The sequence below is a fragment of the Corynebacterium sp. genome, from assembly GCF_030535495.1.
GTDB lineage: Bacteria > Actinomycetota > Actinomycetes > Mycobacteriales > Mycobacteriaceae > Corynebacterium.
Genome location: NZ_JAUNRW010000060.1, coordinates 1 through 13517 on the forward strand (window position 1 = coordinate 1; position 13517 = coordinate 13517).

At 68.6% G+C, this 13517-nt stretch carries 10 protein-coding genes; 6 read left to right on the forward strand and 4 right to left on the reverse strand.

The annotated features are described in order from the left end of the window. Positions 1-605: DNA alkylation repair protein (locus Q4F73_RS08215; RefSeq protein ID WP_368660519.1), on the reverse strand; the 605-nt coding region annotated here is incomplete at its 3' end. Between the two features lie 18 nt (positions 606-623). Between Q4F73_RS08215 and Q4F73_RS08220 the strand changes: the two genes are divergently transcribed. Next, entirely contained in the window at positions 624-1748 is a 1125-nt protein-coding gene (locus Q4F73_RS08220) for an MFS transporter (RefSeq protein ID WP_303358867.1), read from the forward strand. Between the two features lie 7 nt (positions 1749-1755). On the opposite strand, the gene Q4F73_RS08225 is transcribed toward Q4F73_RS08220, so the two are convergent. The 3 genes from Q4F73_RS08225 to Q4F73_RS08235 form a co-directional block, all read right to left on the reverse strand. Next, entirely contained in the window at positions 1756-2733 is a 978-nt protein-coding gene (locus tag Q4F73_RS08225) for a ribose-phosphate diphosphokinase (protein ID WP_303358868.1), read from the reverse strand. Between the two features lie 10 nt (positions 2734-2743). After that, on the reverse strand, positions 2744-4216 hold the full coding sequence (glmU, locus tag Q4F73_RS08230; protein WP_368660520.1) for a bifunctional UDP-N-acetylglucosamine diphosphorylase/glucosamine-1-phosphate N-acetyltransferase GlmU: 1473 nt from the start codon (positions 4214-4216) through the stop codon (positions 2744-2746). A gap of 86 nt (positions 4217-4302) precedes the next feature. Beyond that, complete coding sequence (locus Q4F73_RS08235) at positions 4303-5532, reverse strand: MFS transporter (RefSeq protein WP_303358869.1); 1230 nt, start codon at positions 5530-5532, stop codon at positions 4303-4305. Between the two features lie 93 nt (positions 5533-5625). Here Q4F73_RS08235 and Q4F73_RS08240 point away from each other — a divergent pair, with 93 nt between their 5' ends. The 5 genes from Q4F73_RS08240 to mfd all read left to right on the forward strand — a co-directional run bounded on the left by Q4F73_RS08240 (position 5626) and on the right by mfd (position 13415). Further along, positions 5626-6456: a MetQ/NlpA family ABC transporter substrate-binding protein gene (locus Q4F73_RS08240; protein ID WP_303358870.1), complete on the forward strand. Its 831-nt coding sequence runs from the start codon at positions 5626-5628 to the stop codon at positions 6454-6456. 72 nt (positions 6457-6528) lie between these two features. Then, positions 6529-7527, forward strand: a complete 999-nt coding sequence (locus tag Q4F73_RS08245) for an isopenicillin N synthase family oxygenase (protein WP_303358871.1) — start codon at positions 6529-6531, stop codon at positions 7525-7527. Beyond that, positions 7524-9044: a multicopper oxidase family protein gene (locus Q4F73_RS08250; RefSeq protein ID WP_303358872.1), complete on the forward strand. Its 1521-nt coding sequence runs from the start codon at positions 7524-7526 to the stop codon at positions 9042-9044. Before Q4F73_RS08245 ends, Q4F73_RS08250 begins: the two co-directional genes overlap by 4 nt. Positions 9045-9183: 139 nt before the next feature. Then, a complete protein-coding gene (locus Q4F73_RS08255) occupies positions 9184-9816 on the forward strand; it encodes a TetR/AcrR family transcriptional regulator (protein ID WP_303358873.1) in 633 nt (210 codons plus the stop codon). Positions 9817-9821: 5 nt separating this feature from the next. Beyond that, on the forward strand, positions 9822-13415 hold the full coding sequence (mfd, locus tag Q4F73_RS08260; RefSeq protein WP_303358876.1) for a transcription-repair coupling factor: 3594 nt from the start codon (positions 9822-9824) through the stop codon (positions 13413-13415). Positions 13416-13517: the final 102 nt, after the last annotated feature.

The window sequence follows — 13517 nt, forward strand, 5'->3', positions numbered from 1 at the left end:
TTCGACCCCTCCCGCCGGGTCAGCGCCGCCACCTCGTGTTCGTCGAGGAACGTCCGCACCCACCCCGGGTCCGTCTTGGAGTACTCGCGCAGCGCCCACCCGATCGCCTTGTCGATGAAGAACTCGCCGGACCCCAGGTTCGCCGCGAGGAGCTCGCCGAGCAGCTCCGTGTCCGTTGCTTCTCGACGTCCCAGCTGGTGCAGCACCGCCACCCTGCGCACCCAGAGGTTGTCGTCGCGCGCCCACTGCCGCATCTGCTCGGGTGTGCAGGCGCGGCCCACCGGCTTAGCCAAGGCGTCGACGGTGTCCCACCACGGCTTTGTCGTCACCACCGAGCGCAGAAAGTCCGCAGCTGCGGACTCCAGCGGAACCTGTCGCAGGTGGTCGCAGGCGACGTAGTGGAATTCTCGCTCAGGGAGGGCGAAGAGGGTGTCGACAAGCTCCCTGTCGAGCCGCCGGGGCAGCAGGCCGCGCACCGCTTTCCGACGCACCGGTGTCGCCACCCCGAGGAAGGGGAACTGGTCGCGCATGTAGGCGGCCATGCCCGCGGCCCGGTCGGGATCGGCCAGGGGGCGGAGCGTCGATTCGATGGGTGCGGTGATCACCCCTTAAGTTTAGGAGTCATGAGAAGACTGCAGATGGCGGCGATCCTGGTGGGCGGGTTCGTCGGACCCTTCACCGGGCAGGCACTCGCCGTGGTGCTGCCGGAGTTCGCGGAGACCTTCGGCATCAGCGTCGCGCATGCCGCCTGGACGATGACCGCCTATCTGCTGCCGTTTTCCGTGATGATGCTCGTCTCCGGGCGGCTGGTCCGCGGCATCCACCCGCACAAGGTGGTGTGGGCGGCCTACGCCGTCACGCTGCCCATGGCGCTGCTTCTGCTGGTCACGCCCTCGTGGCCGCTGTTTCTCCTGTGCTACTCCACGATTGGTGTCGCCAACGCCTTCACCACCCCGGTACTGCAGAACATCCTCCGTGAGCTCGCCCCGCCGGCGGAGCTGGGCAAGGCACTGGGCACGTACGCGGCGATGCAGTCGCTCGGCATGCTCTCGGCACCTCTGGTCTCCGGGCTTTCCTCCCTGGTGAGTTGGCGCCTGACCTTCCTGGTCACCGCAGCCTCGGCGGCGTTCATCCTCCTGGCTCGCCTGCCCGTGGTGCCCCCGCCGGCGACCTCCCCGCAGAAGGTGAGCGGCCGCGTCCAGTGGGGGCCGACGATCATCCACATGGTCACCGGTTTCATCGTCGGCGTGGGCATCATCGGCCTGGGATTCCTCACGGCCCTGCAGGTCGGCGACGCCTTTGGCCTCGGCCCTGTGGGTCGCGGCCTGGTGGTCATGTGCGGTGGTGCGGCGGCGTTCTTCGCGTCGCGACGCATCGGTTCCATGGCCGACCGCTACGGCACCCGCACCGTCCTGGTGGCCAGCTCCGCGCTGGCGGCTGTGGCACTGTTCCTGCTGCCGGTCGCGCCGTGGGCTGTGGCGGCGGCCGCGGTGTGGGCTCTCGCTGTGGCCGCGGGCCAGGGCATCCAGGCGACGGTCAACCTGGCGGTGATCAACGCGCCGGGCGGATCCTCGCTCATCTCCACGGTCCAGGCGTTCCGCTTCTTCGGCTCCGCGGCCGCCCCGGTGCTGTTTCTGCCCATCTACCTGGGCATCGGCCCGGCGGCGTTCTGGGTGGCGGCGGCCGCGCTCCTGCTGGCCGCCGCCCTCCAGTGGACCACCCCTGGTGGGGTGGCCGGGCGTCGATAAGCGACCTTTAGGCGTCGCCCTCGAAGAGGGTGGTCACCGAGCCGTTCTCGAAGATCTCGTGGATCGTCTTGGCCAGCAGCGGAGCGATGGACAAGACGGTGAGGTTCTTCCAGCCCTCGGTGGACTGCGGCAGGGTGTCGGTGGTGATGACCTCCTCCGCGCCGCACTCGGAGAGGCGCTCGCGGGCCGGGTCGGAGAAGACACCGTGGGTGCAGGCGATGACGACGGACTTGGCGCCGGACTCCTTGAGCACGCGCACCGCACCGGCGATGGTGCCGCCGGTGTCGATCATGTCGTCGAGAAGAATGCAGTCCTTGCCCTCGACATCACCGACGACGCGGTTGGACACGACCTCGTTGGCCACGTCCACGCTGCGGGTCTTGTGCACGAAGGCCATCGGGGCGCCACCGAGGGTGTTGGCCCACTTCTCTGCGACCTTCACACGACCGGCATCGGGGGAGACCACGCACAGGTTCTCCATGGAGTACTTGCTCATGATGTAGTCGGTGAGGATCGGCATGGCGTGCATGTGATCCACCGGGCCGTCGAAGAAGCCCTGGATCTGATCGGTGTGCAGATCCACGGACACGATGCGGTCCGCGCCGGCGGTGGCGAGCAGATCGGCGACCAGGCGGGCGGAGATCGGCTCGCGGCCGCGGTGCTTCTTGTCCTGGCGCGCGTAGGGGTAGAACGGCAGGATCGCGGTGATGCGCTTGGCGGAGCCACGCTTGAGTGCGTCGATCATGATCAGCTGCTCCATGAGCCACTTGTTCAGCGGCTGGGTGTGCGACTGGATGACGAAGCAGTCGGCGCCACGCACGGACTCCTCGAAGCGGATGAAGATCTCGCCGTTGGCGAAGTCACGGGCTGTGGTGGGGGTGAGCTCGTAGTCGAGCTCACGGGCCACAGCCTCGCCGAGCTCCGGGTGTGCACGCCCGGAGAACAGCATCATGTTCTTGTGGCTCTCGGTCCAGTGGGCAGTCATGATGTGCCGCTTAACCTTCCTGGTCGGTTGCGTTGTCAGCGTCCCGGGATTCCCGGGCAGCCTGCGCCGCGCGGGCGGCGGGGCTACCGGGTCGTTTCTTCTCGACCCAGCCCTCGATGTTGCGCTGAGGTCCACCGGACACGGCGAGGGCTCCCGGGGGAACGTCCTCGCGAATAACTGTACCCGCCCCCGAGTAGGCGCCGTCACCGACGTTGACCGGAGCGATGAACATGGTGTCCGAGCCGGTGCGCACATGCGATCCGATGGTGGTGTGGTGCTTGTTCACCCCGTCGTAGTTGACGAAGACGGAGGAGGCGCCGATGTTGGATTCCTCGCCCACGGTGGCGTCGCCGATGTAGGTCAGGTGCGGCACCTTGGACCCGCGGCCGATCTGGGCGTTCTTGGCCTCGACGAAGCCGCCGAGCTTGCCGCCGTCACCGACGACGGTCTTGGGGCGGATGTAGGTGAACGGCCCGACCGTGGCGTCGGCACCGATCTCGGAGCTCTCGCCGTGGGTGCGGATGACGGATGCCCCGGCCCCCACCTTCACGTCGGTGAGAGTGGTGTCGGGGCCGATGACCGCATTGTCGCCGATGGAGGTGTTCCCCCACAGCTGGGTGCCGGGGTGGATAATTACGTCGCTGCCGACGGTGACCTCGACTCCGATGAAGGTGGTGGCCGGGTCGATGACCGTGGCGCCGCCGCGCATGGCGGCCTCGACGGTCCGGCGGTTGAGTTCGCGGCCGGCCTCGGCCAGCTGCACGCGGTCGTTGACGCCGGCCAGCTCGCGGGGGTCCTCGGCGATGTGGGCGCGGACCGGGTGGCCGGCGGTGCGGGCGATGCCGAGGACATCGGTGAGGTAGAGCTCGCCCTGGGCGTTGTTGGAGTCCAGCTGGCCGAGGGCGTCGCGGAGGATGGCGCCGTCGAAGGCGAAGACGCCGGAGTTGACCTCGTCGATCTCCAGCTGGTCGGGGGTGCCGTCCTTCTGCTCGACGATGGCGGTGACCTCACCGTCGGCGTTGCGGACGATGCGGCCGTAACCGGTCGGGTCGTCGAGACGCATGGTCAGCACGGTGACGGCGGTGGGGGAGGAGGTGTGGGCGTCGAGAAGCCGGCGCAGGGTGTCGGCGGTGAGCAGGGGGACGTCGCCGTTGGTGACGATGACCGCACCATTGAACTCCGGGATCGGCTCCAGGCCGCACTGCACGGCGTGGCCGGTGCCGTTCTGCTCCTCCTGGACCGCCTGCAGGACGTCGCGGCCCAGGTCGGCGGCGACGGCGTCGACGGCGGGGGAGACCTGGTCACGCTGGTGCCCCACGACCGCCACGATGTGCTGCGGATCAATGCCCGCCGCAGCATGCAGGGCGTGGGACAGCAGGGTCCGACCACCGATCTGGTGGAGTGTCTTCTGGGTGGTCGACTTCATGCGGGTGCCTGCCCCCGCGGCAAGTACCACCACGGCGCAGTCGGTGTTAGTGGGCACGGATTATCTCCTTGTGGGCGTAGCCGGTGTCGCATCAAGCATATAAGCCGGGGGGTGGCGCGCTGTGCTTATCGACGCCGCGTTGCTCACGCGGGGGCGGAGACATCCCGCAGCCGCCGCGCGTACACCACGCCCACCAGGCCGATGGCGGCGAGGAAGAGCAGGGCGGCGCTGGGGCCCAGCTGGGCGACCGCGCCGGAGACCGCACCGATGAGCAGCAGAATGACTCCCATGAGGGTGTTGGCGGCGCCGACGTAGCGGGTGCGGGTGTCCCCCTCGGCCATGTCGACGATGTAGGTCTTGCGCGCCACCCGGATGGCGGTGTGGGCGAGGTTGACGAGGAAGAAGCCGAGGGGGAACACCCAGGCGTTGAGCTCGCCGGGCAGCCACGCGGCAGCCGCCACCAGGCCGATGATGACCAGGGAGGAGGCCAGGGCGCCGTAAGCCATGACGGTGCGGGAGGAGGTGTCGGACCAGACGCCGGAGATCCGGCCGCCGACCACCGAGGCCAGGCCCGAGGCGATGAGGAAGGCCCCGAGGCCGGTCAACCCGTAACCGATGTCCTGGCTGAGGGTGACGATGAACGCCGTCGACAGCGCAGAGACCAGCAGCAGGGAACGGACGATGACGAAGCGGCGGAATTCCCGGTCGCCGGTGAACAGCCCCCACGTGTCGGCCCACCAGTCGCGTTCCATGCCCCGGGGTTCCTGCTCGGAGACCGGTTCGTCGATGGTGTGGAACACGATCGCCGCGATCGCCCAGGCGGCGGCGGAAGCGAAGATGAGGCCGGCGAGGATCCACGTGGGAACGGGGGTGCCGATGTATTCGAGCAGCAGTCCGACCGCCAGGGCCACGGCCCCGCCGACCGCGGCCGCCCGGCCCGTGATCACACCGCGTCGCCCCTTGGAGATGGTGCGTCCCTGCACGTCCTTCGACGCGATGGAGCACAGGGAGCGGAACACCGCGAGGACGGCGAGCAGGCCGGTGACCGCGAGGCCGAGGGCGGCGCCGGACAGCAGCAGCGCACTGAGGCCGATGAGCGCGGCGGCCACCGCCTGGCCGAGGGAGCCGATGACCCAGATGCGCTTGCGGGAGCGCTGCGTGGTCACCCACGGGGTGAACGCGGCCTGGGGAAGCATGGATCCGGCCTCCCGGATGGGCACCAGCAGCGCGATGAAGAATCCCGGGGCGCCGGCGGCCTGCAGCAGCCAGGGCAGGACCGTCTTGGCGGCGACGATCTGGTCGCCGACGCCCTGCAAGCCGTTGGACCAGATGAAACGGCGGGCGGCGTGTTCTTCTCGGGCGGGGGTGCTCACGTGGGTCCACTGTAGTGCTGAAACTAAAGCGGCCCGATTTGTACCGAGCGGTCTAGTCTGAGCGGACAACAACGTTCACGAAAGGTCCAGATCATGCGACATGCCGCCCTCACCCTCACCGCCCTCCTCGCCGCCGGGGCGCTCAGCGCCTGCTCCACCAGTTCCGCGGCGGATGACCCCGGCGCGCCGCTCGGGGTGCTCGCCGCCTCGACGCCGCATGCCGAGATCCTCGAGTGGGTCGACGAGCGCGACGACGCCTACGAACTCGACATCTCCATCGTCACCGGTGGGCCGGAGGCCAACGCCGCGGTGGCCAACGGCAGCGTTCCCGTCAATTTCTTCCAGCACGAGCCCTACCTGCTCGACTGGCAGGATCAGACCGGGCTCGGCGGGGTGGAGGTGCTCGCGCCGGTCCACATCGAGCCGATCTCCCTGTACTCGGAGAAGCACGCCGCGCTGTCGGAGTTGCCGGACGGTGCCCGCATCGTCCTTCCCCGCAGCCCCAGCAATTTCGCCCGTGGTCTGCTGCTTCTCCAGGACCACGGCCTGCTCACCCTCGACGGCGAGCTGGATCCCGGCGCGGTCTCGCAGATCACCCTCGCCTCGATCACGGACAATCCGCGCAACTTCGAGTTCCTCCCGGTCGAGGATGAACTGGCCGCCCGCTCGCTGGATGACCCCACCGTGTCCGCCGCGGTGATCAACTCCAACTTCGCGCTGGAGGCCGGGTATGACCCGGTCGCCGACGGACTCATCGCCGAGTCGCCGGCGGGCAACCCCTACGCCAACATCGTCGTGGCGGCGTCGGATTCCGTCGATGATCCGCGGGTGACGGCTCTCGTGGAGGCGCTGACCTCCGCGGAGACCGCCGACTGGATCCGGGAGCGTTTCGGGTCGGCCGTGGTCCCCGTCGCCGGTGAATAAAAGGCACCCGCGCGTCCCGGTATCCCCTAACCTTTCCAGACAAAGCAGTCTATTTCACCTAAAGAGGACACCATGACCCTGCCCATCATCTCCCTGGCCAAGCTTCTCGACGCCGACCACGCAGAGATCGCCCGCCTGCGCGAGGTCACCCACGAGATCGGCTTCTTCTACCTCGCCGACCACGGCATCCCCACCGAGCTGCAGGCGGAGATGTTCACCGTGGCCAAGGACTTCTTCGCCCTCCCGCAGGAGGCGAAGGAGGAGATCGCCTTCACGGACAACCCGCACTACCGCGGCTACTCCCGTCTCGGCGAAGAGTTCACCCAGGGCAAGACCGACTGGCGCGAGCAGATCGACTACGGCGCCGACCGCCCCGCCTGGTCGGACGGGGTGGAGGAGCGCCCCTGGCGCGTCCTGGAGGGGCCGAACCCCTGGCCGAGCGCGCTGCCGCAGATGAGGCCGCTCATCAATGACTGGCAGAACCGCCTCTCCGAGGTCGGCCTCGAACTGCTGCGCGCGTGGGCCGTGTCGCTGGGGCAGGCGCCGGACTACTTCGACGCCATCTTCGACCACCCGCACCCGATGATGAAGCTCGCCCACTACCCGGCACCCGAGGGACAGGCCGGGCAGGGGGTCGGGGCGCACCACGACGCCGGCGTGCTCACCCTGCTCCTGCCCGAGGAGGGGTCCACCGGGCTCCAGGTGCAGCGCGACGGCGAATGGTTCGATGTGGAGGCGCTGCCGGACCTGTTCATCGTCAACATCGGTGAACTCCTGGAGGCCGCGACCGACGGCTATTTCATCTCCACCCCGCACCGCGTGCTGCCCTCAGCTCCGGGCACGGCGCGGTTCTCCATCCCCTTCTTCCTCACCCCGAACCTCGACGCCCGCTTCCCCCGCATCGACCTGCCCGCAGAACTGGCCGCCGCGGCCCGCGGTCTGGGCCGCGACATGAATGACCAGGAGATCTTCGACATCTCCGGCCTCAATACCCTCAAGTCCCGCCTGCGGGCGCACCCGGAGACCACCCGTCGTTACCACTCGGAGCTGGCCGCTACCCTGGGGGCATGACCTCCCGCTTCACCCGACGTACCTTCTTCCGCGGTGCCGCCGTCCTCCTCGCCGGAGCGACGGCGGTCGCCTGCTCCCGCAGTGACCAGCCGGAACCCCGCGGCTACGACGGTGATCCGCGCCCGTTGCCCATCCCGCCCCTCTACGAGGGCGAGCTTATCGACGGCCGCCGTCACTTCCAGGTGAGCACCCAGACCGGCTCCGCCGAGATCCTCCCGGGCGTATCCACGCCCACCTGGGGGTTCAACGGCGATCACCTCGGCCCCACCTTCCGGGCCCGCCGCGGCGAGGACATCACCGTCGACATCACCAATGGCCTCGAAGAGATGACCACCATCCACTGGCACGGCATGAAGCTCCCGGCCTGGGCGGACGGCGGGCCGCATTCTCCCATCGAGCCTGGTGAGGCGTGGACCCCGGAGTGGACGGTGGAGCAGCCCGCCGCCACCCTCTGGTATCACCCGCACCCGCACGAGGTCACGGCCCTGCACTGCTACCGCGGCCTGGCCGGCATGTTCATCCTCGACGACGACGTCTCCGAGCGTCTCGACCTGCCGCACGAGTACGGGGTGGATGACATTCCCGTCATCATCGCCGACGCGAAGTTCCACGAGGACGGCTCCCTCGACGAGGAGGTCGACCCCACCTTCGGGCTCCTCGGCGACACCCCCGTGGTCAACGGCATCACCAACTCGAAATTCCAGGCGCAGACCCGCCGGGTGCGCCTGCGCGTCATCAACGCCGCGACGATGCGTTTCCACCACCTCGCGCTCAGCGATACCCGCCCCTTCCACGTCATCGCCTCCGACACCGGCCTGCTCGCCGCCCCGGAGGAGGTCGACTCCGTCCTGCTCAGCCCCGGCGAGCGGGTGGAGATCATCGTCGATCTGGAACCGGGGGAGGAGATCACCCTCGAATCCGTCGGCCTGGACAACAACTTCGGCATCCCCACCGGGGAGAACAGCCCCGACTTCGGCTTCGCCGACCAGTTCACCGTGCTCACCCTCACCGGCCCCGCCGAGGACGCGCCGGAGCCGCGGGCGCTGCCGGGGGAGTTGGACACGGCGGCGTCGATAAGCCCGGACATCGACGGCGCACCGCGCCGCGAGTTCGCCCTGGACACCTTCCGCATCAACGGCGAGCTCATGGACATGAACCGCGTCGACTTCGTCGTCGACCACCAGGGCCCGGAGGTGTGGACCGTGACCAACGAGAACTCCGACTGGCCGCACAACTTCCACATCCACGACGCGCGTTTCAAGGTGCTGGGTTTCTCCGGCACCGATGTCACCGAGATGGCGGCCAGTGGCTGGAAGGACACGGTCTCGCTGCCCCCGGGAGCGAGCGTCGAGCTGGCCGTGGAATTCGGCTGGTACCCCGACAACACGGTGCCCTACATGTTCCACTGCCACATGCTCATGCACGAGGACAACGGCATGATGGGCCAGTTCATGGTCGTCGAACCCGGGCAGGAGGCGGCGTTGGAGCCGATGTCCGGGCACGGGCCGCATCATTAGCTTCCCCGCAAGGACTCGAACCTTGAAAGCTGGTACCAAAAACCAGAGTGTTGCCAATTACACCACGGGGAAAGGCGTAGTTAAGAGTACCCGACCTGCGGCTGTGGTTTAAACTCCGCCACCAGATAGGCTGGTGGGCATGGTTCGACAGCGCATGACCGGCAAGGAACGCCGTGAACAGCTCATATCCATCGGCCGCCAGGTCTTCGCCGAGCGCGGTTTCGAGGGGGCGAGCGTGGAGGAGATCGCGGCGCGCGCCGGGGTGTCCAAGCCGGTGGTCTACGAGCACTTCGGCGGCAAGGAGGGCCTGTACGCGGTCGTCGTCGACAGGGAGATGATCCGCCTCGAGCAGATCATCACCCAGGCGTTGTCGCAGGGGCGCTCCCGCGTGCGCGTCGAGCAGGCGGTCATCGCGTTGCTCACCTATGTCGAGGAGGAGACCGACGGTTTCCTCATCCTCGTCCGTGACCTCGTCCCGGGCCAGGACCAGTCGTACGCCACCCTGCTCAACACGGCCGTCGGGCAGGTCTCCCACATCCTCGGCCGCTCCTTCGAGAGCCAGGGCCTCGACCCGGAGGTGGCCATCCTCTACGGGCAGGCGCTCGTGGGCATGGTGTCCATGACCGCCCAGTGGTGGCTGGATGAACGGCAGCCGGCGAAGGAGGTCGTGGCGGCGCACATCGTCAACCTGTGCTGGAACGGCCTGGCCGGCATGAAGTCGCACCCGACGCTGACCGACGAAGTCTCCGCCCAGCTGGAGGACAAGCAGTGACCCCCATGCTCGCCGGCCTGCTCAAGACGGCCGCGCAGGATCCGAAGCTCAAGGGGCTCGCCGCCAACGTCGGCACCCCCCGCCTGCACCTGACCGGCATCGACCAGGTCCGCCCGTGGGCCATCGGCACCCTCGCCCAGCACGCCCCGGTCCTGGTGGTCACCGCCACCGGCCGCGAGGCCGAGGACCTCACCGCCGAACTGCGGGCCATGCTCGGCGACAAGGTCGCCTGGTTCCCCTCCTGGGAAACACTCCCGCACGAACGCCTGTCCCCGGGCGTGGACATCGTGGGTCAACGCGCGCGCGTGCTCGACATGCTTATCGACGCCCGCCTCAAGGTCGTCGTCACCGCCGCCCGCGGCTTCTGCCAGCCCCTGCTGCCCGAAGTTGAAGGCCGCGAGCCGATCCGCCTGCGCGAAGGTGCGGAGTACGACTTCACCTCACTCGTCGAGCAGCTCGTCTTCCGCGCCTACTCCCACGTGGACATGGTGGCGCGCCGCGGTGAGTTCGCCACCCGCGGCGGCATCCTCGACATCTTCCCGACGACCGCCGACCAGCCCGTCCGCGTCGAGTTCTGGGGTGATGAGGTCTCCGAGATCCGCCAGTTCTCCGTCGCTGACCAGCGCACCATCCCCGAGCTCGAGGTCGGGGAGGTGTCCGTCTACCCGGCCCGCGAGCTGCCCATCACCGACGCCATCGCCGCGCGCGCCCGCGAGCTGGCCACCCGCTACCCGGGCAACGCCACCCTCGTCGAGCTGCTGAGCAAGGTCGCCGACCGCATCCCGGCGGACGGTATGGAGGCGCTGATTCCGGCGCTCGTCGATACGCAGCTGGTGACCCTGCCGGACCTCATGCCGGAACGCACCCACGTGGTGCTCGTCGGGCCGGAGAAGATCCGCACCCGCATCGCCGACCTCGCGGCCACCGACGCCGAGTTCCTCGCCGCCGGATGGGAGGCCGCCGCCATGGGCGCGGCCGGACCCATCGCCGTCGAGGGGCTCGACCTGGAGGCCTCCTCCTACCGTTCCTATGAATCCCTGCAGGCCGGGGCGTCCACGCCCTGGTGGACGTTCTCGCCGACCGGCATGTTCGAGGCCGATGACGCGGACACCCTGCCGCTCGACCTCGAGCCCGGCCCCACCCCGCGCGGTGATGTCCAGCAGATCGCCGGGATGATGAACCTGCTCATCGCCCACACCACCTCCGGCGGGCGCGCCGCCTTCGTCGCCCCCGCCCCCGGTGCTATCAAGCGCATGACCGAGCGTTTCGCGGAGGCCGGGGTGCCCGCCCGCGTCGCCACGCCCGGCTGGGAACCCTCCCCGGGCGAGGTCACCCTCTACCAGGCGCTCAGCCACGCCGGCCTGGTGTTCCGCGATGTCGTCGTCATCACCGAGACCGACCTGACCGGCAACCGCGTCGGCGACATCGCCGGCGCCAAACGACGCCCCGCGCGGCGCCGCCACCGCGTCGACCCCCTGGCGCTGAAAACCGGGGACTTTGTCGTCCACGAGACCCACGGCATCGGCCGCTTCCTCAAGATGGCGGAGCGGACGATCAACGCCGGGGACGAGACGTCGAGACGCGAGTACATCGTCCTCGAGTACGCGGCCAGCAAGCGCGGCCAGCCCGCCGACCAGCTGTGGGTCCCCATGGATTCCCTCGACCTGCTGAGCAAGTACTCCGGTGGAGAATCCCCGACCCTGTCGAAGATGGGCGGCTCCGACTGGAAGAACACCAAGAAGAAGGCCCGTGCCGCCGTCCGCGAGATCGCCGGGGAGCTCGTCGAGCTCTACGCCAAGCGGCAGGCCGCGCCGGGCCACGCCTTCGCTCCGGACAGCCCGTGGCAGAAGGAGATGGAGGACAACTTCCCCTTCGTCGAGACCGAGGACCAGATGCTGGCCATCGACGCGGTGAAGGAGGACATGGAATCCAATGTCCCCATGGACCGCGTCATCGTCGGCGACGTCGGCTACGGCAAGACCGAGGTCGCCGTGCGCGCGGCATTCAAGGCCGTGCAGGACGGCAAACAGGTCGCCGTGCTCGTGCCCACGACGCTGCTCGCCCAGCAGCACCTGTCCACCTTCGTCGAGCGCATGAGCGGTTTCCCCGTCCAGGTGCGCGGACTGTCGCGTTTCACCTCCACGGCCGAGTCGAAGGAGATCATCGCCGGGCTGGCCGACGGGTCGGTGGACGTGGTCATCGGCACCCACCGCCTGCTGGCCACCGGTGTGCACTGGAAGAACCTCGGGCTCATCGTCGTCGACGAGGAACAGCGCTTCGGCGTCGAGCACAAGGAACACATCAAGGCCCTGCGCGCCGATGTCGACGTGCTCACCATGTCCGCCACCCCCATCCCGCGGACCCTGGAGATGTCCATGGCCGGCATCCGCGAGATGACCACCATCCTCACCCCGCCCGAGGACCGCCACCCCGTACTCACCTACGTCGGCGCGCAGGAGGACAAGCAGATCGCCGCCGCCATCCGCCGCGAGCTGCTTCGCGACGGCCAGGTCTTCTTCATCCACAACAAGGTCGCCGACATCGAGAAGAAGGCCCGCGAGCTGCGCGACCTCGTGCCCGAGGCTCGCATCGTCGTCGCCCACGGCCAGATGTCCGAGGAGATCCTCGAGCGCACCGTCCAGGGATTCTGGGACCGCGAATACGACGTGCTCGTCTGTACCACCATCGTGGAGACGGGCCTGGACATCGCCAACGCCAACACCCTCATCGTCGAGAACGCCCACCACATGGGCCTGTCCCAGCTCCACCAGCTGCGCGGGCGCGTCGGCCGGTCCCGCGAACGCGGCTACGCCTACTTCCTCTACCCCAAGGGCGCGAACCTCACCGAGAACTCCTACGACCGCCTGGCCACCATCGCCCAGCACAACGACCTCGGCGCCGGCATGGCCGTGGCCATGAAGGACCTCGAGATGCGCGGCGCCGGCAACGTCCTCGGGGCCCAGCAGTCCGGTCACATCGCCGGCGTCGGCTTCGACCTCTACGTCCGCCTGGTCGGCGAGGCCGTCGAGGCCTACAAGGCGCTGGCCAGCGGCAAGGTCCTCGACGCCACCGATCAGGGGCCGAAGGAGATCCGCATCGACCTGCCCGTCGACGCCCACATCCCCGAGACCTACATCAACTCCGAGCGCCTGCGCCTGGAGGTCTACCGCAAGCTCGCCGCCTCTGCCGACGAGAAGGATCTGCGCCTGGCCGTCGAGGAGATGGAGGACCGCTACGGGCCCATCCCCGAGGCCGTCTCCCGCCTGCTGGCCGTCGCCCGCCTGCGCCACCAGGCTCGGCGCGCCGGGATCTCCGAGATCATCGTCCAAGGAACCCGCATCAAGATCGGCTCGGTGGAGCTGCCCGATTCCCGCCAGGTGCGGCTCAAGCGCCTGTTCCCGGGATCGACCTACCGCGCCGCCGCGAAGGCCGTCCAGGTGTCCTTCCCCAAGGCCGGACGCGGCGCCGGACAGCCCAACCTGCGCGACCTCGAGCTGCTGCAGTGGGTGGCCGATTTCCTGTCGAAGATGTTCGACGTCGGCGAGGTCGACGTCTCCGGCGGGACCCGTGCGGCCCGAGTGTTCTCTGTGACGGAGTAGTCCACAGTTAGTTGACGTCTCCTGGTAGTTGTCCACAGGCTGGTTGTTTGCTTATCGACGCCCGCGTGGTTGCCGTTTATCGTCCGGGGCATGAAGGTAGCT

Bases quoted from the DNA above. Each gene is read 5' to 3' on its own strand.
- mfd (WP_303358876.1), top strand. From the start codon at position 9,822: ATGCTCGCCGGCCTGCTCAAGACGGCCGCGCAGGATCCGAAGCTCAAG.
- Q4F73_RS08255 (WP_303358873.1), top strand. From the start codon at position 9,184: ATGGTTCGACAGCGCATGACCGGCAAGGAACGCCGTGAACAGCTCATA.
- Q4F73_RS08225 (WP_303358868.1), bottom strand. From the start codon at position 2,733: ATGACTGCCCACTGGACCGAGAGCCACAAGAACATGATGCTGTTCTCC.
- Q4F73_RS08220 (WP_303358867.1), top strand. From the start codon at position 624: ATGAGAAGACTGCAGATGGCGGCGATCCTGGTGGGCGGGTTCGTCGGA.
- Q4F73_RS08250 (WP_303358872.1), top strand. From the start codon at position 7,524: ATGACCTCCCGCTTCACCCGACGTACCTTCTTCCGCGGTGCCGCCGTC.
- Q4F73_RS08245 (WP_303358871.1), top strand. From the start codon at position 6,529: ATGACCCTGCCCATCATCTCCCTGGCCAAGCTTCTCGACGCCGACCAC.
- Q4F73_RS08240 (WP_303358870.1), top strand. From the start codon at position 5,626: ATGCGACATGCCGCCCTCACCCTCACCGCCCTCCTCGCCGCCGGGGCG.